Here is a 20,262-nt window from a genome sequence, read left to right as displayed (position 1 = left end):
CAGTCTCTCCAAATTGTTATTGACTATATACGTTACATTAATGTAACGTATATTAACAACCCGATATTGGTCAAGTCGTAAATACATTTAGAGATGAGTAGAAATGTTTCCGGAGAGCCCACAAGAAGGCCCGCAGAGGGAAATAAATACCTCCTGTCAGGCGCTGCTAGCATTGAACGACATTCGGAAGGAATATCCTGGTGTTGTTGCCTTGGATGATGTCAGTTTCGATTTGATGGAAGGCGAGATTCATGCTTTGCTGGGATCGAACGGTGCTGGAAAAAGCACGCTGATAAATGTTATGTCCGGTGCCGTTGTTCCTGAAGCTGGCTGTATTACTATAAATGGAGAATTGATCGCATTTCGCTCCCCCTTAGAAGCATTAGCGGCAGGGATTCATGTCATTCATCAAGAGCCGGCACTGGCCCCAGACTTAAGTGTGCTCGACAACATTTTTCTAGGGCGTGAAATACGCACTCGTTCAGGGGAAATAGATCGAAAAGCTGAGAAAGTAGCGGCTTCTGAAGCATTTTCCAAGCTGGATGTAGAATTTGATTTGGATATCTTGGTTGCAAGTCTTGGTTTTGGGCAACGACAGTTGGTCGAAATTGCGAAAGCCATTCTCGAAAGCCCACGTGTTCTAATTCTGGACGAGCCAACATCGGCCTTAAGTGAATCCGAGTCCACGAAGTTGTTCTCTCTACTTAAAAGTATGGTGGAGCAAAATGTAGGTGTGATTTACGTGAGTCATCGCCTAGACGAGATCGCGCCTTTGTGTTCGCGCGCAACGGTTTTACGAGATGGGCATTCTATCGGAACTTTTCCAACGGAAGAACTTGATCGTGCACGCTTAGTTAGCCTGATTTCGGGCAATATTAGCATGACAGAAATGAGTGAGCTGGCCAAACAAGGTGAACGTTTGCTTGAGATAAAGGGCTTAAGCTGCGTGAACATTTTTGACGATGTGTCTTTCAGTGTGCATCGCGGTGAAACTCTCGTATTAACCGGACTTATCGGTTCCGGCCGAACAGAGATACTGGAGACAATTTTCGGCTTGAGAGAGGCAAGTTCTGGTGTAATCGGCATAGACGGTCGAGCGCTTAAGATTGCTACTCCTTCAGACGCCATTGCGGCGGGCTTGGCATTAATCCCTGAAGATCGCCCGGGTCAAGGGGTAGCACTAAATCTTTCTATTAACGATAATATCACGCTTCCCAGTCTTAAGCGTTTTCTTGGTTACATGGGGCTGTCAGCTTCAAAGCAGAAAGCGCACTCAGTTCAAAAAATGAGTGATCTCTCCATTCGTGCGATCAGCGAAAAAGACCGGACCGGATCATTGTCTGGCGGAAATCAGCAAAAAGTAGTCTTGGCTAAATGCCTGACTACTAATACGCAAATATTCCTGTTTGACGAGCCAACACAGGGCATAGACGTTGGCGGAAAGGCTGAAATCTACGCGTTGATCGAGCGCTTGAAGCAGAAAGGCTGCGCGGTTCTCGTCGTGTCATCTGACCTCGAGGAAGTTCTTCACATCGCAGACCGAGTTTTGACCTTAAAGAATGGGTCAATAACCGGATCATTTGATCGTTCCACAATGTCGGCCGAACAAATCGTTGCCGCTATCACACACGGGGTCTAAGCATGAGTACGATTGCACCACAGGCAGCTTCCTTTTCTTCAAGAATTCCATTTGAGCCCGCAGTATTCGGCCCGGTGGCAATTTTACTAATCATGTTCGCGGGATATTCAATTGCAAGTCCCCACTTTCTAACGGTTGAGAATATCACAAACGTCCTGGTGCAATCGGCACCTCTCATCATACTTGCAGTTGGTCAAACTTTTGTTCTTCTAATTGGTGGTTTAGACCTTTCTCAGGGATCAATTGTCAGTGTGGTGAGCGTTGTTACTGCATCAACCATGATGGCTTTTGGGATCGAAATCGGTGCCTTCGTTGGGATCGGATCTGGTATATTGATTGGTGTGGCAAATGGACTGCTCGTCGGGTGGGCGCGCATTCAGTCATTTATTGTGACACTGGGAATGTTGTACATGGCAGCTGGGCTGGCCATGGTCATTTCAGACGGCTCATCCATTTTTGGCTTACCTCGTCCAGATGTCGATTTGTTCTTTTGGTTTGGAGGAGGGCGCCTAGGTCCCATACCGGTGCCCCTGCTTATCGCAGTACTAACTGTCGGCATCGCTCACTACGTCCTGCAGTACAGGCCGCTTGGCCGCTATATTTACGCGGTAGGGAGCAATGAACGTGTCGCTCACGTCTCGGGCATTAAGGTTGAACGAATAAAGATGACCGTCTTTATTTTCTCGGGAAGCTTAGCTGCTATGGGTGGTTTCCTTCTCAGTGGCCGGGTTATTTCGGGGCAACCTCTTCTAGGTGCAGGTGACCTACTTCTTCAGTCCATTGGAGCAGTAATTATCGGCGGAACAAGCATATTTGGCGGGAGTGGTGGTGTTCTGCGTTCTTTGCTAGGCGTTCTTGTTATTGCCTTCATGATCAACGGCCTCAATCTCCTTGCGATTTCGACATTTACCCAGCAGGTCATTGTTGGGGCGATCATCGTCGCTTCAGCTTGGCTAAATGCCATTCACCGTCGGAACTAGTCGGCGGAACTTTATCAACAACGAAAGGAATACGTAATGAAATTACATTTATTGAAAAAGACATTTGCCATAGTGTCGCTCGCCATAGGTTTGCAAGGAGCGACCATGCTGCCTGTCGCGGCACAGGACAAGGAAGTTGTTGTTATGTTGCCGGCCGCAGGCGCGCCATATTTTAAACTAAAGACTTATGGCTACCTAAATGAAGGGAAAAAGCTGGGTTATAAAGTCAGTATTTATGATGCGGGTGGCTTTGGAAATCTGCAGCAACAGATCACACAGATAGAAGACGCTATCACCCGCGGTGTTTCTGCCATAGTACTTGTCCCGGCTAGCTCAGACGGCACGGCACATGTTGTAGAAAAAGCGGCAAAAGCGGGGATACCAGTAGTTAATGATGGTATAGCAACAACAAGTGATAAGGTGTCAGGGTTTGTTGGTGAACCGTCCTATGTTATGTCCCAATTGCTTGGCGCCTACGCAGCAGAAAAGTTGGCTGCAAATGGGAAAATTGCAATGTTGACCGGGCCGGGAGGGCTCGATTTAACAGATGTTCGCACCGCGGGTTTCAAAGACTATATTTCCAAGTTCACGAATATGCATGTGGTGGCTGAAAAGGCCACACAAGTCAGCTCTAACGTAGCCATGAATACCATGCAGGATTTTCTCCAGGCCAACCCAGATATCAGTGCGGTGTATACGTTTACTGGATCAATGGCAGTAGGTGTCGTGCAAGCACTTCGAATTTCTGGGAGAAATCCAGGCGATGTTGTGGTTTTGACTGCTGACCTAGAACCAGAAACGAAACGCATGATCGAAGACGGTTGGATTCAAGCGACGGTAATAAGCCAGCCTGTTGAAATGGCCCGAATTGCAATACGCATGGCGGTTGATGCCGCAGAAGGCAAACAAATTGCTAAAGAAACCCTAACTCTTCCAAGTGTAGTGACTGCCGCAACTATTGCATCAGTGGACCTTTCAGGGCAAGCGGTCCCAGAGGGTTCTGATTAGTGGTAAACCTTTGGGAATATTCACCCTAAACCCTTAACGAAGTATGCGAATGCTAATGTCATTCGACCGTTCCTATTAAAAAACTAGAGAGCCAAATTATGAGTAATCAAACACAATCAAATACACGTGTTTCTGCCCTTCTTGACGCACTTGGAGATGGCCTGGATGGAAGTGCCCCCACAAGCCAACAATGGCAGCGCATACTCGGCCGTGATCAAGACGCGCCGCTCACCCTCGTCAATTTCTTCAAACTAAATGATAAAGCTGCCTATAGGGACGGTACCACCGGTACTGGTCAAGAAGCCTTCGATCGATATGCCGCTGTCAGCATGCCAACTATGGAACGAGTAGGAGGAAAATTTCTTCTTGCAGCGCCATTTGCTGGCATGTTTGCGGGTCAAGAAGAAGACTGGGATTTAGTTGTCCTGGGTTCTTATCCCAATACAAGAGCGCTATTCGCGTTATTTGAGGATGGCGAATACCAGAAGGTATTTCATCACAGAACCGCAGCCTGCGCGCGGCAAAAGGTTCTCGTTGTAAATGGGTAAGTGGTAGTTTGTATTATTACCTCCCTGTGAACGGCTCTATCTATTTCTTGATGGAGCCGTTCGACTATTTAGAGAAAATGTATCGTCCAGTCGTTATGCCCAAAAATCAATTACTTATTTGGAATTCGAGTTGATAGATTCACGATTTTTGTCATCAGCGGTTAGTAATATTCTGGCTCAATCAATTGTATTCGGTTTAGGAATTTGTCCTTCCCCCTATAACTGAGCCACGGATATTTGTAATATTCTACGAAACTGCTGGGGGTTATTTGGATGGCGAGGAAACGGTATACGGATGAGGATATAATAAATTTGTTGCGTCAGATTGAGCTGAGTTTGTCATCAGGAAGTGATGTTCAGACAGCCTGTCGGTCAGCTGGTGTGAGTGATGCAACCTATTATAATTGGCGCGAGCGTTATGGCGGGATGGGGCGATCTCAGCTCTCTGAGCTCAAGGGACTGGAGAAGGAGAATGCCCAGTTGAAACGGATTGTCGCAGAACTTGAGTTAGACAAACTCATTCTCAAAGAGAGTCTTGATTATTTAAAACCCAAGGCCTGACGGCTGCTGATCTGCGTCAGGCTGTGATCCATGTGCGCCAGAAACTCAGGTCTTCTGAGCGGCGCACCTGCAGAACGATCGGCATAGCCCGCTCCACCCACCGGTTCAAAGCAACTCCCAAAGAAGATGATAGCCTTCGACTGGCTTTGATTAGATTGGCTAAGGCCTATGGCCGTTATGGATATCGGAAGATTGCCGAGTTGCTGCGTATGGAAGGATGGAGGGTCAATCACAAGAAGGTTGAGCGTCTGTGGAGAGAAGAAGGCCTGCAACTCCTACAGCGCCACAAGAAGCGCAAACGCCTGTATCATAAAGACAGTTCCATTATCCGGTTACGCCCCAGATACCCCAACCATATCTGGAGTATTGAATTTGTCCATGACAAGCTTAGCAATGGTCGGCCTTACAAGATGCTGACGGTGCTGGATGAATATACTCGGGAGGCTCTTTGTGTTGCCGTGAAGCCCCGAATGGGGAACCAAAATGTACTCGATGCCCTGTACCCGATTTTTCTCACTCATGGAAAGCCGGAGTTCCTCCGCTCCGACAATGGACCGGAGTTCGTTGCAAAGGCATTTCAGACATGGCTCACCAAAGTGGGAATTAAACCAATCCGTATCTATCCGGGCAGTCCTTGGGAGAATGGCTACAACGAACGCTTCAATAGAACGCTCCGCAGAGAAGTGCTCAATGCTGAGTGGTTCTTAACTATTGATCAGGCCAAAACTGTCATCAACAAATGGCGCAGGCAGTATAGTCACATCAGACCTCATCAAGCCGTCAACATGAAACCGCCCGTTCCCGAAACTCTATCAAATAATGGTACATAGCAAGTGGGCTTTACAACTGTTGGGATGCTGTTGCAGTTTCAAAACGGCGGCTGGGAACTCACGAGATTAATTTTGCCAGCGCCGTGACGTCATATAAATGTATATTTGACTCTTTGCATCGTAGCGATGCGTAAGCTGGCTTTTCCAAACGAGACCGAATTTGTGGTGACATTTTTTGCCAGAGCCCTACGGACTGGGTTTTTTAATTGCGGATTGATCTCACGGGATGGTAATTCCTCGACTCTCGATTATCATATTTGTCACTCTACGCGCGGGCGCGCAGGTGGATGGTGGATTAGGTTCTCGCGGGTTGCGGTACATTACCGTGCATTGGCAATGCATTCTGATTGCCCGACCCGGCGGCGAGGAGTAACTCGGTGGTGAACCCGGAGTAAATTACTTCCTAATATTTCATAAAGAAACCGGGTCCGCCGTGTTGACCGAGTTTCCATTCTGACACAAAAGGTTTCTCAATAGTGCCATGGCCTCTAATTCCACATCTTTCAGTTTCAAAATAACGCATCGTCTCTATGTAACCTACAAATGCGGGTTATGAAGTTGGTTTAGCGATTTGTATAACCAAGACTGTCAGACACTGCCGAGCGTTCTTTAAAAAAAGGCTATAATAAGGTTGCAGGAAACTAATGGGTATTAAATCAGGCAGCAAACAACCGATATATTCTGCTTCCAATGAGCTAAAAATTCCTTATATTTCAAGATATTAAATTGATTAGTATTAAGCGGAACGGCCTCATATTAAATGACATGGAATATAATTCGTAATGCGTAGGTCGGGTGTTCGAGTCACCCCAGCGGCACCATTTTTTCCAATAACTTAACGATTGTTCCCCTCCCCATGCGATGCTTGGGGACACCCTAGGCACACGCAATTTAATATTTCGTATGCCGCTGTGACTGCGCCCAATGGGCAAGCCGTTTCACCAGTCCGCACCAACTAGGCAGAACGTTCAAAAGCCTTGTTCTTTTTTGGGTGCCTCCCTTTCGGAGCAATCAGCAACAATTCCGGCAACGCTCAATGAGGCGGGCCAGTGGGAGTTTGATGTCCACGAGGCTGGTAAGGCCTATGAAGTTGTAAAGGCTATCCGATCTCGAGATTATGTAAACCAAACGGCCGTCGCGGACGGGCTTGGGGTGGTCCAAGGGAGAGGTCTCCAAACAACTTAAAAAGGCCTATGCAGCAGGTATCCTTTCACATGAAGAAGATCATCAGTGTTTTGAGGATGCTAGAAGCTTGGTGGATGATTTGGATGACGACGATGACTTCTAGTATCGCTCAACGATGGTGCTACGAGGCTTAATCCGTAACGGGAGTTTCCATGTTTCTTTACTCTACTAGGGTGGAAACATGGAAACCCATAGGATTTCTGCGGGCATATGTATTCAGCGGCATTCAGCAGTTCCCCCATACCCCTTGAGGTGGAGGAGGGTCGGGGAGAAACCGCCGCGTTGTTTTGATGTAATTATATCAAGGAGTTAGAGATACTCTGCCTCCTTGCAATGCTGAATCCTGTGTCTATTTTCTACTCACTGATTCAGACAGGCAACCATACCGTCGGCGATGTCTTTTAGTAGGGCTGAATAGAGGCCGGGTCCCGGCGTCAGATTGGCGCCTATCGGATCGAGGGTTCCGATCTTTGCCTCTGTTCCTTCAGCGACGACAAGAGACAATTTGTCCGAAAACTGTGGCTCGCGGAAGATACAAACGGCTCCGCTATCCTTCACCTTTTGTCGCAAATCCGCTATCCGCTTCGCAGACGCCGCCTCTCCAGACTCAAGGACAATCGATCCAACAGCCGTCAGGCCGTAGCGCTTTTCATAATAAGGATAGGCATCATGAAAGACGATAAACGGCACGTTCTTAACAGGGGTGAGCATGGCCTTCACCTGTTCATCACTCGCCTCTATTTCTGAGATCATTGATAGTGCATTTGCTTTATAGGCAGACCGGTTCTCCGGATGCACCGCCGATAGCTCTTTGGCAATCGTCTTGATCATCACAATTGCATTTGCGGGATCCAGCCAGATATGAGGATTCACCGCTTCATGATCATGGTGGTGATGCGCATCCCCGTCTTGATGGCCGTGCGCCGAATGGTCGTGCTCTTCCCAATTACCGCCTTCTCTTACGTCGAGGATCGTCATTCCCGGTTGGTCCATCATGGCAACTTTATCGACATTCTCAGGAAGGGCTTCCAAGGCTCGCACCAAGAATGTTTCGAGATTTTCGCCGATATAGAATACGACCCGCGCCCGCTGCATCATTTTCATCTGGGAAGGTTTTAATTGGAAGTCATGAGGGCTTGCCGTGCCCCGCAACAATAGCTCGGCCGTTCCGGTCTCCCCCATAACGCCCTGAACGAGGGAATGCAGGGGGGCAATCGTCACCACGACCTCGGGAGCGGGCGCCGCATTTCCCCGCGCAACAATTGCCAGCACCAACCCGATAGCCAAAATATACGTCTTCATAGGATCACCATTCGTCCTTTTGTTCGTCCATCGCCATCAATAAAGCGACCTGCCTTGGCATTTTCCAGCGCGAGATTTCCGTCGCCCCGCAAGCCACTTGACAGGCCTCATTTTTTAATATTGTTATGTTATAACATTACAATTTAGGAAAGCAATGACGAATGAGACTTAAAACCCTACTTCCCTCACTTACCCTTTTCGTTCTTCCTGCCGTTGCTGCTGCGGAAGATCATAATCACGAGCATAATCATGACCACGGGACGAGCGGTTTTTACGGTCACCTGCATGTCAAAATTCTCTATGACCATGTCTATAAGGCGGAAGAGGCCGATGAGGAAATAGACGAGGCCTATACCCACTCCCATCTTGAAATGGGATACGGGTTTGGTAACGGGTTTTCAGTCAATACAAATATCGAACTGGAAGGCGAGCCCGCCGGTCACGATCACGGCGGGGGCGGCGCCACATTGGATGGCAGTAACCGATATTTCGAGGATGAACCGCTGTTCGTACGCGCCCTCACAGCGAATTACGACAAGGATTATTTTGGCGCCTACGCGGGTAAGTTCGACCCCGTTATCAGCTTCGATCAGCATATCATGCCGGGTATTTACGGATATCAGATTGTCGATGAATATACCGTCCGGGAAAAAATCGGCTTTGGTGGATATGCCAAGTTGAAAGCCGGAGATTTCGGCACTCACCGGCTTGATGTGAGCACCTTCTTTGCCGATACGACCTTTCTCAGCAACTCCATCCTGTATGAACGGGGCGTTAATCACAAAAGCGACGGCGGCGTTTCCAACACGGAAGATTTTTCATCCTTTGCGGTTTCGCTGGGCGGCTCGGATTTTTACTCCCTGAGAAGCGATATTCCGGAGGGACTTTCCTACCGCATCGGTTTTGCGCACCAGGCTGCCGGAGAGGGAGACGAGACAAGCGAGGACCGATACACCTTGTCCGGTCAGTATGAGCATGTCTTCACTTCTGACCTAAGGGGCCGGATTCTGGGCGAGATCGTCCATATCAACCATCTCGGCGGTGAGGCACCGCATGACCGGACCTATAACACTGTTGGGGCTGAGCTTAGATACCAACAATGGGTTCTGGGGTCGACCTATACCTATATCAACAATAAAAATCCCGAAGACGCGGATGAGGCGCAGAACGGAGAAGTCTTTCAAGCGTCATTGGGATATGTCTTTGAAAACGGCATAGCAGTTGGTGCAGGTTATAAATATCAGGAGGAAGAGGGGGAGAAGAACCACCGCATCGGCGCGATGGTCGGTTATTCCCTGACCTTCTAGCTTTCCTGAAACAACCCTTATTGAGCGCAACGCATAGGCATTTCCCCGGATTCACAAGCCGTCTATTGTAGAAAGCGGTTTGCTGCTTTATCTAAAGAGATGTCCTGTGGGACAGGTCAACCGCCTTCATCTCGGGAACAGTTTATGCGTTCTTTTTTTATTGCTTGCAGTCTTTTTCTGCTTACCCCGTTTCAGCCCGCGCAAGCCCATCCCCATGTCTGGACGGATATGACCATAGAGATCCTGTTTAACGATGATGGCATGGTCACGGGTCTACGCCAAACCTGGCTGTTCGATGATTACTATACGGCTTACGCGGTCGAAGGGATGGATTTGGACGGGGATGGCAATCCGGATCCGGAAAACCTGAATGAAATCATGCAGGTGAATTTGGAGCATTTGAAGGAATATGGCTATTTCACCGAGGCGCGGGAAAATGAAAAAATCCTAAAGCTGCAACCCTTAACCGGGAAATCCACAAGGATGCTGGGCAAGCGACTGGAAATGACCTTCACATCTCCGTTTGAAAACCCAGTCTCCCCGAAAGGTAATAATTTTTCCTATGCCATTTTCGATCCAACCTATTATGTCGAAATGCTTCATGCCGAAACGGAAAATCCCGTCATTCTCTCCGGCGCACCGGCCGGGTGCAGCTACAAGATCAATCCGCCCAACCCTGATCCGAGTGCGGTAGCGCAAGCGGCAATGCTTGATGCATCGGTACGGGGCGAGACGGGGCTGGGCTCATTTTTCGCGGAGCGGGTCAGCCTGACATGCCCCGAGGACTAGCAATTGTTATTCCTGCCGGTCTCACCCTGCTCACCTGCACGGTTCTGATCTCCCCGCTTGCCATTGCGGCAACCGGCGTGACCGAGCCAGGCCTCTGGGCCCAGGGTATAAACTGGATCATGCAACAGCAACGCGCTTTTCATGAAGAGCTCCTTGCGGCACTTAAGACCTTGACCGCCGGTGGTGGCCTAACCGCGGCCTGGAGCCTTATCTTCGGAAGTTTTCTTTATGGAATTTTTCACGCCGCTGGGCCCGGACATGGCAAGGCCGTTCTGACGACCTATCTGCTGACCCATCCACACAGAATCTCTCGCGGCGTGGGGATCGCCGCCGCGGCCGCTTTCTGTCAGGGCCTTGTGGCCATCGCCCTGGTTTACGGCCTGATTTATCTCGCCGGATGGATTCCCCGCGAGACCGGCACAGCCGTCGCCTGGAGCGAAAGAATAAGTTATGTCCTGGTGGCGGCCATAGGTGCTTTCCTCATCTGGCGTACACTGCGGCCGGTGATTGATCGGTATCTCACGAAGACGCAGGTGACGGACACTCATTCCCATCATCATGACGATGACGATGACGATTGCTGCGGACACACCCATATGCCGAGCGGAGAGCAACTGGAGCAGATCCGCGATTTACGCTCTGCCGCGAGCGTTATTCTCGCCATCGGACTCCGGCCCTGTACGGGCGCAATTCTCGTTCTGGTGCTCGCAAAAGCACTGGCGCTACCTGCCGCCGGCATCGGGGCCGTACTCGCCATGTCTGCGGGAACCGGTATCGCCGTTGCCGCACTCGCGTTTCTCGCCGTGACCGCACGCCGAAAGGCGGTCGCGCTGACAGAAGGCGGCAGTCCCTTCTGGAGGGTGGCAGCCAATGCCGTGGCCCTCGCCGGAGGCGGGCTGCTGGTCGCCATCGGCATTTCCCTCTTAAGCGCGTCCTTTTACAGCCGCCATCCACTTGGGCTTTAGTCGCAGCAACGACCAGTTTCACCCAAAAGCCTCCTGCTCTACTCTAATAGCGGAGATCGTTGATACTCAGGCGATAAATATGGGAATATGCATAAACGTTTTTCAAAAAATTTAATTTGTATAGCGAGCCCCCACATCAATCACCGTGTTTCCATAATTCCCCCATACCCCCTCAATCCAGTTTTGTTTGATCTCACTGGCTCAGAACGGCCAGAGGGACTTGTTGGCTGGAGTAAGCAAACTTGGAAGGGGAAATTTAACATTCTAAGCTAAACCCTATCAGAGATGCCCAAGAGCGGCTGACGACAATTACGACACTCATGAGACCTTGCCTTAATGAGACATTATAAGGACTCCTAGAAGTCTCTCATATAAATCAGTACTGACATATGAAATGCACCTTCGCGGATATGTATTGCGCGATCTTCATAAAATAATTCTTTAAAATCAATAGCTTAATAGAAAAATATAACGAACGGTCGATTTTTTTAATTACAGACACGTAATTAACGTTATAGTCATGTTAATGCGCCAGCGAAAAATAAGGCGCAACAGCAGGGGGAGAATGCCGTGGCCTCTTGGAAGTACGGCAGAGGGGGAGGTCAACTCTCCAAAGAAGCTATATGCACGCGAATTCTTGAGCGTCATCGCGCCACCATCGATGTCCGCAAGGACCACGTGGCGATTGCCAATCTTGAACGCATCATCCAAGCCACACTGAAACTGTCCAGCAAGACCGGGTTCCAGGCCATGAGCATGCGCGAGCTTGGCAAGGAGGCGGGCATCAGCATGGGCGGGCTTTACGTTTACGTTGCCAATAAGACGGTGCTGTTGTCGATGATCCTGGAAGAGGTCGTCGAGACGATGATCGATGCCATGAAGGCGGCACCGGAAGAAATTGCCGCGGATCCGCGCGCCCATCTGCGCTGGCTGATCGAGACCCATATTCGGCTGTCCAACGAAATGGTGCATTGGTTCGTGTTTGCCTTTCTGGAAGTCAAATCCTTTCCCGAAGCCGAGCGGCGCTATGCCATCGAAGCGGAAGAGCGAACCGGCGAGATCCTTGCCGGGGTGCTCAAGCGCGGCATGGACGAGGGTATCTTTGTCCGGCGCGACGCGGACCTCACGGCATCCCTCATCAAGCCGATGTTGCAGGACTGGTATGTCAAGCGCGGCAAATACCGCAAGCGGGGGACCACGATGGACGAATATATCGATGCGGTGATTGAACTTATTGAAATGCCTTTTGTCCCGGGTGCGGCCGCCGAACGTACCGTGGCTCGAGACTTTGGAGGCGCCCGGCTGAGCCGGGATGGTTGAGAATTTGCGTCGGTTCATGGCGGTACCGAACGGAAAAGGAAGTGGCGATAGAAGATGAAGAATTTCCGCGTAACCCAACAGGAAATCGTGCTGGTGGTGTTTGTAGCGCTGTTTGCGATTTGCTCGGTCTTCCTTAACGGCTTTCTGACGACGGATAATATCCTGACCTTGCTTCAGAACGTGGCTGTTTTGGGTATTCTGGGCCTGGCCATGGCCATCGTGGTGATCGGCCGCGGCATTGACATTTCGTTGATTGCCGCGCTGGCGGTGCCGCCGGGGCTGGTCCTGCAGTTGGTGCAGTATGGCTATACCCTGCCCTTCGCCATTTCCCTGGGCCTGGGGATCGCGATTATTTTCGGGCTCGTCAATGGCTGGCTGATCGCCTACGCGGAGGTGCCGTCGCTGTTCGCGACCCTCGCCACGGGCATATTTTTCGCCGGCCTGGGTCAGGCGTTCCTTTTCGAGCTGGAAGTGGTTCAGTGGAGCGAGGGGATGAACGGTTTTGAATGGTTGGGACAAGGCAGCCTCCTCGGGGTGCCGATGCCGATCGTGATGTTTGGCATTGCCTGTCTGGCGGTCGCCTTCCTGTTGAGACGCACCCGGGTTGGCGCCTATATCTATGCGATCGGCGATAATCTTGCCGCATCGCGCGTGACCGGCATCCCGGTCCGTCCGATCGTCGTTCTGCAATATGTTCTGGCGGCGCTGATCGGCTGCTTCGCCGGGTTGGTGCTGGCATCGTCGGTCAATTCCATGCCGACCCGGATCTACAGCTCGACCCTGATCTATGACGTGATCCTGGTCGTGGTGCTGGGAGGCATCGGCCTGTCGGGCGGCAAGGGCGGTGTCATCAACGTGATCCTGGGCACGCTGCTGATCGGCACAATGCTGAACAGCATGACCATCATGGATCTGCCCTATGCGGCACAGAATCTTTTCAAAGGCATCGTACTTCTCATTGCGGTGATTGCCGACACCTTGCTCAATCCACGCAATGAAGAGACGGCACAGCAAGGCGACATCTGAACTAACAAAACGATAATAAAAGGGAGGACTTAAAAAATGTTGATTTCAAAATTTATCCGCTACGGCCTGGTGGCCGTCGGCATGACGGCAGTGGCAAGCACGGCTGCGCTGGCCGATAAGGGGCTGGACGAACCGTTCCAGGCCGCCTTCCGCGCGGCGATGAAGGACAAGACAGTGGCCTATGTCCCCGTCGCCATGGGCTTTGACTTGGGCGAAGGCTGGTGGGCCGGGCTGAAGAACGAGCTTGAACCGCTGGGCATCAAGATGGAACTGCGCGACCCCAACTGGAACACCAGTGCCGGCGCGCAGGCGGTGACCTCGCTGATCTCGCAGCATCCCGACGTGATGGTGATCCATAACCCCGACGTGCAGACTTACGCACGCCTGCTCAAGCGGGCGGAAGAGGCCGGGATCTTCGTGATCCAGATTAACATGGGCTCGGCCTATCAGAGCACCGGCTTCGTCGGCGCCAACTGGATCGAAATCGGTGAAAAAGAAGCCGAAGCGGTGGTGGCGCATTGCAAGGGCAAGTCCAACAAGATTGCCATCGTGCAGGGTGCCCTTTCCGCGGCGGCGAGCGCCTATACGCTGAAGGGCGTGGAAAACGTGCTGGCCAAGCATCCTGAAATCCAGGTTGTGTCCAGCCAGGCAGCCGACTGGGATGCCGCCAAGGCCAAGGCGATTACCCAGACCGTGTTGAAGCAGCATCCCGATCTTTGCGGTATCGTTGGCTTCTGGGACGGTATGGATATTGGCACGGCCGCGGCGGTCAAGGAAGCCGGGCTGACCGATCAGGTCTTCGTCGCGACTTCGGGTGGCGGTGAGCGCAAGGGCGCCTGCGATCAGGTCAAGTCCGGCGCGTTCGACCTGAACCTGAGCTACAATGTGCCCAACCAGGCGGCGCAGATGGCCGGCATGATCAAGTGGCTCCTGTCTTCGGACTTGAAAGCCGGATCGGTCAAGGGCATGGCGTACACCACACTCATCCCGATCACCAAGGAAAACGCCGACTTGGCGATGACGTGCTGGAACCTCAGCGACATGAAGAAGTAGGCCGGCGGGCTTGCCAAAAAGCCTGGCGGGCATGTCCCGCCAGGCTGGTTCCCTTTAACTCATCGCCCTGGAGAGTATCGATCCGATGCGAGATACACTTGTGCGCTTGCGCTATCATTACTGGCCTGATCACTGGATTGGGGAAATCCTGTCGAAGCGTTGGACCGAAACGGCCATCCCGGTTTTCGTTCTGCTGATTGTCGGATTCTGGTTGAGCCAGACGATCGACAATTTCCTGTCGCCGACCAGCCTTGCCGATACCGCGCGTCAGGCGAGTGAAATCGGCTTTATCACCCTGGGCATGGCGCTCGTCGTCATCGTCGGCGGGATCGATCTCTCGGTGGGCTCGATGTTCGCGCTGTCCAATTTCTTCGCCCTGTTCGCGCTGAATGTGCTGGGATGGCCGGTACCGGTGGTGGCGGTCACGACAATTGTTTGCGGCATGTTGCTGGGGGCGGTGAACGGTATCCTGATCGGCTATCTCAGGCTCAGGGCCTTTATCACCACGCTGATCACGCTGATCATCTATCGCTCGGCCTATGAGCTGCTGATCCAGGACTATTCCAACACCATCGCCGCGTCCTTCCCGGATTTCCCGTCCTGGGATTTCCTGGGCTATGGCGAGGTCTATGGCTTTCCGAGTGTTGCCATCCTCTTTATCGCGGTGGCGATCTTCGGCCATATCTTCCTGACCCGCCTGCGCCCCGGCTGGCATATCACCGCCATTGGCGGATCGCGCCGGTCGGCGCATAATTCGGGCGTTGCGGTGAGGCGCACGATTGCGCTGTGCTATGTGGCAAGCGGCGGATTGACGGCGCTTGGATCGCTCTTTTTTGCGGCGCGTCTGGGCACCGTCGGGGGCGATATCGGCGTCGGCTGGGAGGTGACGGTGTTGACCGCCACCGTGCTGGGCGGCATCACGCTGGGCGGCGGCAAGGGCTCGGTCACGAAGGCGGCCGTGGGCACGCTGATCGTGCTGATGATCACCAACGGGCTGACCAACATGAACGTCAGTGGCGGCGTCAACCGCATGGTGCTGGCCAGCATCCTGTTGATCGCGGCAATGATCGATATCCGCTGGCAGAAGAACCGCAACCGGATCATCTCCAAGGTTTATGTCAGCCCGACCTACCTTGGCCTGCCGGAACCGCCCGAAACCGAGATTGGCCGCGGCGGCCCGTTTGAGCAGAATGACAAGCTGCGCGATGTCTCGCTGATCGGGCTGGGCCGGATCGAGGCGCCCGAGGATGTCATCCTGGACAAGAACGACAACCTTTATGCCGGGTCCCGCCATGGTGACATTATCCGCTTCCTCGCGCCGGATTACGAGGAGATGGAAGTCTTCGCCCATATCGGCGGACAGCCGTTGGGTATGGCGTTCGATCGCCAGGACAATCTCTATGTCTGTATCGGGGGCATGGGTCTTTACAAGATCGACCCGGACGGCAAGGTCGAAAAGGCAACGGACGAGACCAACCGGTCGATCTATTCGGTGAACGACGACAGCCGCCTGCGGCTGGCCGATGACCTTGATATCACCGACGAGGGGCTGATCTTCTTCTCGGAGGCGACGGTGCGGTACGAAATGGACGAATGGCCGGTTGACGGGCTTGAGGCGCGCGGCAACGGCCGGATCATCTGTTACGACACCAACACGGGCAAAACCCGCACGGTGCTGCGCGGGTTGCGCTTCCCCAACGGAATTTGCGTGGCCAGTGACCACCAGTCGATCCTCTTTGCCGAGACCTGGGGCTGCTCAATCAAGCGGTACTGGTATGCCGGTCCGAAGAAAGGCAAAGTGGAAACGGTGATCGACAACCTGCCGGGATTCCCCGACAACATCAATCTGGCGTCGGACGGCAATTACTGGCTGGCGCTGGTCGGTATGCGCGGCCCGGCGCAGGATCTTGCCTGGAAAATGCCGGGCTTCCGGATGCGGATGGCCAAGCGGGTGCCGCTGGATGAATGGCTGTTCCCGAATATCAACACCGGTTGCGTGGTGAAGTTCAATGAGAAAGGTGAAATTCTCGAATCCTACTGGGATCTGAAAGGCGAAAACCACCCGATGATCACGTCGATGCGGGAGCATAAGGGATACCTCTATCTTGGGGGCATTCAGAACAATCGTATCGGGCGCTACAAACTTGAAAATGCCGATCCCGAGTTTTCACAATACGGCACGCGGTGGGGGAAATCGTAATGTTAAGAACCATACGCGATATCACCCATTCAATTCTGGGCCGCGGTGAGGCGTCGATCACCGTTCCATCCTTTGACGGCGCGCTGAAACCGAACCAGGCGCTGGAAGGGGCCGAGATCCTGTTTGAATGCGCGGCGCCGGAGGATCTGGCAACGGATGGGAAGGATGTCTTTCTCGCCGACGGCTTAAAGCTGACCCGGATCGAGAGGGGCAAGGCGGTTCCGGTTAGGGAATTCGACAAGCCGATTACCGCGCTGGCCTGCCTGCCGGGCGGCGCTCTGGCCGTTGCGCTGAACGGGCGCGAGGTGCATGTCTATGCCACCCCCGGCGCGGCTGAACCGGAGATGAGCTTCGCCGGCGCTGATATGCGCAGCGTCAACGCGCTCTCCCCGGATGGAGAGGGCGGCCTTATTGCGACCGACGGATCGGCGGATTGCGATACGGATGATTGGGCCTGGGACCTGATGAAACGTGGCAGCTCTGGTCGCGCGCTCCGGCTCGATCGCAAAACCGGCGACGTCTCGCTGATGGCGCGCGGATTGCAATATGCCTTTGGCGCAGTGGCGACGGAGAATGGCCATGCGATTGTTTCCGAAAGCTGGCGGCATCGCTTGATGGCTGTGGCCCCCGACGGGGCGACCCGTATCGCGCTGGCCCATCTGCCGGTCTATCCGTCGCGGATGAGTCCGGGAGCGGGGGGAGGCTGGTGGATGACCGCCTTTACCGCGCGCACCCAGCTGGTCGAGTTCGTGCTCAGGGAAAAGACATATCGCAAGCGCATGTTGGCCGAGGTGGCGCCGGAATACTGGATCGTGCCGCGGCTGAGTTCGGGACATAGCTTCAAGGAGCCAATGCAGGGCGCGCATCTGAAGACAATGGGCGTGGTGAAGCCCTGGGCGCCGCCGCGCTCTTACGGGCTGGTGGTGCGGCTGGATGAAAATGTGCAGCCGGTATTTTCGCTGCACAGTCGTGTTGACGGCACCAATCACGGCGTCGTCGCCGCCGTGGAATGCAACGGGGCGCTTTACATGATCGCCAAGGGCCCGCGCCGCGTGCTGCGGTTGCCGGTCGAGGGACTCGCAGAGGAATTCATGGTATGACCGACACTGTTATTTCGCTGGAAAAAGCCACCAAGCTCTATTCAGGCGTGGCGGCGATTGAAGATATTGATTTCGATCTCTGGCGCGGTGAAATCCACGCGCTGGTGGGTGAAAACGGCGCCGGGAAATCGACCCTGACCAAGGTAATGGCGGGGGTTGTGACGCTGTCATCCGGCACGATGAAGATCGACGGAAAAGAGGCGGCGCCGAGTACGCCGCTGGAGGCCCGCCATCTGGGCGTTGCCATGGTGTTTCAGGAAAACAGCCTGGTGCCCACGATGACCGTGGCGCAGAACCTGTTTCTGGGGCAGGAGCGTTATTTCAACCGTCTGCGCGGGATCAACATCGCCGCCCAGCAGTTCCTGCAATCGCTCAATTTCGATGTCTCGCCGACAGCTGTGGTTGATACGCTGGGCGCGGCCAAAAAGCAGATGGTGGAGATTGCCCGCGCCGTGCTGCACAAGGCTAAGGTGATTATCTTTGATGAACCGACGGCGAGCTTGACCCCGGAAGAGCGGAAATATTTCTTCGATCTGGTGCGCAATCTCAAGGGGCGCGGCGTTTCGATCATCTTCATCAGTCACGCCCTGGAAGAAGCGCTGGAACTGGCGGACCGGATCACCGTGCTGCGCGACAGCAAAGCGGTGGTGACGGACGATGCTGCCAATTTCGACCGCGCGCGGATCGTCAAGGCGATGGTGGGCCGCGACCTGTCGGATACGCTTTATGGCACGAAAAAGACCACGGTGCGCCGGGCGGGCAAGAGGGTGCTGACCATTCAGAATCTGAAGATGGCGCCGATGGTGAAGAACAACTCGCTGTCGGTCTTTGCCGGTCAGGTAACCGGCGTGTTCGGCCTCGTGGGGGCCGGGCGGACCGAGACGTTCAAGATCGTCGCGGGCGTGATCAAGCGCGACTTTTTCCACGGGGGCGAGGTTATCCTGCATCAAAAGCCGGTGCGCTACCGGGTGCCGGCCCCGGCGATCAAGGCGGGCATCGCCTATATCACCGAGGACCGCAAGGCCGAGGGCTTTTTCGAAACCTTCTCAATCGCCCGCAATATCTATCTAGGCCTGTTGGCGAAGTTCCCCAAGGGCCGGGCCATCCTGTCAAAGCGCGAGCAGACGCAGGCCGGCAGCAACTGGATCGAGCGGCTGAACGTGCGGGCGATCGGGGATGCGGCCAAGATGATTGAACTGTCGGGCGGCAACCAGCAAAAGGTGGTGATCGCCAAGAGCTTGGTTCAGGAGCCCGATATCATCATCTTCGACGAACCCACCCGCGGCGTTGATGTCGGGGCAATCGAGGAAATTCATGAGCTGATCAACCGGCTGGCTGACGAAGGCAAGGCAGTGGTGATGATCTCGTCCTATCTGCCGGAGGTCATGGGGCTGTCCGACCGCATTCTGGTGTCGCGGCAGGGCAAGGTGGTCGAGGAATTATCGGCGCTTGAGGCGACCGAGGAAAAGATCATGTACGCCGCAATTCACTAAACTATTAAATAACGCGGAATGTAATTCGTCCTGTCCAGGTCGTGACGCTCCCGCTATCCCATCCGCTCCGAGGCGTAGCTGTTCGGGCTGGCCGGAAAGACAACCGTCTTGCTGCCGTTCACAAATACCCGCCGGTGAATATGGGCGTGGATGGCGCGGGAGAGGACCTGGCTTTCCACATCGCGGCCAAGACTGACATAGTCGGCGGGGCTTTGCGCATGGCTGACCCGGACCGTGTCCTGCTCGATAATCGGTCCTTCGTCGAGATCGGCGGTGACATAATGCGAGGTTGCGCCGATCAGCTTGACGCCGCGCTCGAAGGCCTGCTTGTAGGGATTGGCACCTTTAAAGCTCGGCAGGAAGGAATGATGGATATTGATGATCCGCCCTGACATCTTCTGGCACATTTCATCGGACAAGACCTGCATGTAGCGGGCGAGGACGATCAGTTCGGCGCCCGTTTCTTCGACGATGGCCATCTGTCTTGCCTCGGCGTCCTTCTTGTTCTCCTTCGTCACCTTGATGTGGTGGAACGGGATATCGTGATTGACGACGAGTTTCTGATAGTCGAAATGATTGGAAATCACCGCGACGATATCGATGGGCAAGGCGCCGATCCGCCAGCGATAGAGCAGGTCGTTGAGGCAGTGACCGAAGCGGGAGACCATGATGACGACCTTCATCTTTTCCGCTTCGTCATGGAAGCTGTACTGCATGCCGAAGGGGTCGCTGACGTCCGAAAATCGGCGGTTCAATGTTTCGAGGTCCGCCCCCTCTTCACTGAGAAAGCTGATCCGCATGAAGAAATTGCCGGTCTCCTGATCATCGAACTGGGCACTGTCGGTAATGTTGCAGCCATTCGATGCCAGGAATGCCGAAATGGCCGCGACGATGCCGCGCGTGGATTTGCATTTGACGGTAAGGGCAAAGGTCTTCATGTCGAATAACTTTCCGGA

The 20,262-nt window shown here is 53.5% G+C and carries 15 protein-coding genes and 1 pseudogene; 14 read left to right on the top strand and 2 right to left on the bottom strand.

Translation table 11 applies throughout. The features are described from left to right. The first annotated feature begins 172 nt into the window (after nucleotides 1-172). From GQF03_RS16430 to GQF03_RS16410, 5 genes and pseudogenes are all read left to right on the top strand, one after another. On the top strand, nucleotides 173-1,639 hold the full coding sequence (locus tag GQF03_RS16430; protein ID WP_161340359.1) for a sugar ABC transporter ATP-binding protein: 1,467 nt from the start codon (nucleotides 173-175) through the stop codon (nucleotides 1,637-1,639). A gap of 2 nt (nucleotides 1,640-1,641) precedes the next feature. Next, the gene (locus GQF03_RS16425; protein ID WP_161340358.1) at nucleotides 1,642-2,619 is read left to right on the top strand and encodes an ABC transporter permease; all 978 of its coding nucleotides are present in this window, start codon (nucleotides 1,642-1,644) and stop codon (nucleotides 2,617-2,619) included. A 36-nt stretch (nucleotides 2,620-2,655) separates the two neighbouring features. Further along, complete coding sequence (locus tag GQF03_RS16420) at nucleotides 2,656-3,627, top strand: sugar ABC transporter substrate-binding protein (RefSeq protein ID WP_161340356.1); 972 nt, start codon at nucleotides 2,656-2,658, stop codon at nucleotides 3,625-3,627. Between the two features lie 98 nt (nucleotides 3,628-3,725). Beyond that, the gene (locus tag GQF03_RS16415) at nucleotides 3,726-4,175 is read left to right on the top strand and encodes a DUF1330 domain-containing protein (RefSeq protein WP_161340355.1); all 450 of its coding nucleotides are present in this window, start codon (nucleotides 3,726-3,728) and stop codon (nucleotides 4,173-4,175) included. A 273-nt stretch (nucleotides 4,176-4,448) separates the two neighbouring features. Continuing rightward, nucleotides 4,449-5,566, top strand: a pseudogene (locus GQF03_RS16410) (IS3 family transposase). 1,545 nt (nucleotides 5,567-7,111) lie between these two features. Here GQF03_RS16410 and GQF03_RS16405 read toward each other — a convergent pair. Next, the gene (locus tag GQF03_RS16405; RefSeq protein WP_161340353.1) at nucleotides 7,112-8,053 is read right to left on the bottom strand and encodes a zinc ABC transporter substrate-binding protein; all 942 of its coding nucleotides are present in this window, start codon (nucleotides 8,051-8,053) and stop codon (nucleotides 7,112-7,114) included. Nucleotides 8,054-8,214: 161 nt separating this feature from the next. On the opposite strand from GQF03_RS16405, the gene GQF03_RS16400 reads away from it, so the two are divergent. The 9 genes from GQF03_RS16400 to GQF03_RS16360 all read left to right on the top strand — a co-directional run bounded on the left by GQF03_RS16400 (nucleotide 8,215) and on the right by GQF03_RS16360 (nucleotide 19,306). Then, the gene (locus tag GQF03_RS16400) at nucleotides 8,215-9,360 is read left to right on the top strand and encodes a hypothetical protein (protein ID WP_161340352.1); all 1,146 of its coding nucleotides are present in this window, start codon (nucleotides 8,215-8,217) and stop codon (nucleotides 9,358-9,360) included. Between the two features lie 144 nt (nucleotides 9,361-9,504). Then, complete coding sequence (locus tag GQF03_RS16395) at nucleotides 9,505-10,149, top strand: DUF1007 family protein (RefSeq protein WP_161340350.1); 645 nt, start codon at nucleotides 9,505-9,507, stop codon at nucleotides 10,147-10,149. Then, nucleotides 10,134-11,114, top strand: a complete 981-nt coding sequence (locus tag GQF03_RS16390) for a nickel/cobalt transporter (protein WP_161340348.1) — start codon at nucleotides 10,134-10,136, stop codon at nucleotides 11,112-11,114. Before GQF03_RS16395 ends, GQF03_RS16390 begins: the two co-directional genes overlap by 16 nt. Nucleotides 11,115-11,684: 570 nt before the next feature. Then, nucleotides 11,685-12,434 (top strand): TetR-type transcription factor C-terminal domain-containing protein, encoded by a 750-nt coding sequence (locus tag GQF03_RS19140; protein WP_161340346.1) that lies wholly within the window; start codon nucleotides 11,685-11,687, stop codon nucleotides 12,432-12,434. 54 nt (nucleotides 12,435-12,488) lie between these two features. Continuing rightward, nucleotides 12,489-13,460 carry an ABC transporter permease gene (locus GQF03_RS16380; protein ID WP_161340345.1) on the top strand — a complete coding sequence of 324 codons (972 nt, stop codon included), beginning with the start codon at nucleotides 12,489-12,491 and terminating at the stop codon, nucleotides 13,458-13,460. An 81-nt stretch (nucleotides 13,461-13,541) separates the two neighbouring features. Further along, nucleotides 13,542-14,513, top strand: a complete 972-nt coding sequence (locus tag GQF03_RS16375; protein ID WP_380743739.1) for a sugar ABC transporter substrate-binding protein — start codon at nucleotides 13,542-13,544, stop codon at nucleotides 14,511-14,513. Nucleotides 14,514-14,598: 85 nt separating this feature from the next. Next, nucleotides 14,599-16,713: an ABC transporter permease gene (locus GQF03_RS16370; RefSeq protein ID WP_161340341.1), complete on the top strand. Its 2,115-nt coding sequence runs from the start codon at nucleotides 14,599-14,601 to the stop codon at nucleotides 16,711-16,713. Further along, on the top strand, nucleotides 16,713-17,813 hold the full coding sequence (locus GQF03_RS16365; protein WP_161340340.1) for an SMP-30/gluconolactonase/LRE family protein: 1,101 nt from the start codon (nucleotides 16,713-16,715) through the stop codon (nucleotides 17,811-17,813). Before GQF03_RS16370 ends, GQF03_RS16365 begins: the two co-directional genes overlap by 1 nt. Next, nucleotides 17,810-19,306, top strand: a complete 1,497-nt coding sequence (locus GQF03_RS16360; RefSeq protein WP_161340339.1) for a sugar ABC transporter ATP-binding protein — start codon at nucleotides 17,810-17,812, stop codon at nucleotides 19,304-19,306. The genes GQF03_RS16365 and GQF03_RS16360 overlap by 4 nt, the downstream gene beginning before the upstream one ends. 53 nt (nucleotides 19,307-19,359) lie before the next feature. On the opposite strand, the gene purU is transcribed toward GQF03_RS16360, so the two are convergent. Then, nucleotides 19,360-20,244 carry a formyltetrahydrofolate deformylase gene (gene purU / locus GQF03_RS16355; protein ID WP_161340338.1) on the bottom strand — a complete coding sequence of 295 codons (885 nt, stop codon included), beginning with the start codon at nucleotides 20,242-20,244 and terminating at the stop codon, nucleotides 19,360-19,362. Between the last annotated feature and the right edge of the window lie 18 nt (nucleotides 20,245-20,262).

This window comes from Sneathiella chungangensis (assembly GCF_009882935.1).
GTDB classification, from domain to species: domain Bacteria; phylum Pseudomonadota; class Alphaproteobacteria; order Sneathiellales; family Sneathiellaceae; genus Sneathiella; species Sneathiella chungangensis.
The sequence above is the reverse complement of the archived record's forward strand: the minus strand, read 5'-3'. Positions and strand labels throughout refer to the sequence as shown.

Excerpts from the sequence above, each read along its gene's own strand:
- GQF03_RS16425 (WP_161340358.1), top strand. The coding sequence starts at position 1,642 with ATGAGTACGATTGCACCACAGGCAGCTTCCTTTTCTTCAAGAATTCCA.
- GQF03_RS16420 (WP_161340356.1), top strand. The coding sequence starts at position 2,656 with ATGAAATTACATTTATTGAAAAAGACATTTGCCATAGTGTCGCTCGCC.
- GQF03_RS16415 (WP_161340355.1), top strand. The coding sequence starts at position 3,726 with ATGAGTAATCAAACACAATCAAATACACGTGTTTCTGCCCTTCTTGAC.
- GQF03_RS16405 (WP_161340353.1), bottom strand. The coding sequence starts at position 8,053 with ATGAAGACGTATATTTTGGCTATCGGGTTGGTGCTGGCAATTGTTGCG.
- GQF03_RS16400 (WP_161340352.1), top strand. The coding sequence starts at position 8,215 with ATGAGACTTAAAACCCTACTTCCCTCACTTACCCTTTTCGTTCTTCCT.
- GQF03_RS16395 (WP_161340350.1), top strand. The coding sequence starts at position 9,505 with ATGCGTTCTTTTTTTATTGCTTGCAGTCTTTTTCTGCTTACCCCGTTT.
- GQF03_RS16390 (WP_161340348.1), top strand. The coding sequence starts at position 10,134 with ATGCCCCGAGGACTAGCAATTGTTATTCCTGCCGGTCTCACCCTGCTC.
- GQF03_RS16380 (WP_161340345.1), top strand. The coding sequence starts at position 12,489 with ATGAAGAATTTCCGCGTAACCCAACAGGAAATCGTGCTGGTGGTGTTT.
- GQF03_RS16375 (WP_380743739.1), top strand. The coding sequence starts at position 13,542 with ATGACGGCAGTGGCAAGCACGGCTGCGCTGGCCGATAAGGGGCTGGAC.
- GQF03_RS16370 (WP_161340341.1), top strand. The coding sequence starts at position 14,599 with ATGCGAGATACACTTGTGCGCTTGCGCTATCATTACTGGCCTGATCAC.
- GQF03_RS16365 (WP_161340340.1), top strand. The coding sequence starts at position 16,713 with ATGTTAAGAACCATACGCGATATCACCCATTCAATTCTGGGCCGCGGT.
- GQF03_RS16360 (WP_161340339.1), top strand. The coding sequence starts at position 17,810 with ATGACCGACACTGTTATTTCGCTGGAAAAAGCCACCAAGCTCTATTCA.
- purU (WP_161340338.1), bottom strand. The coding sequence starts at position 20,244 with ATGAAGACCTTTGCCCTTACCGTCAAATGCAAATCCACGCGCGGCATC.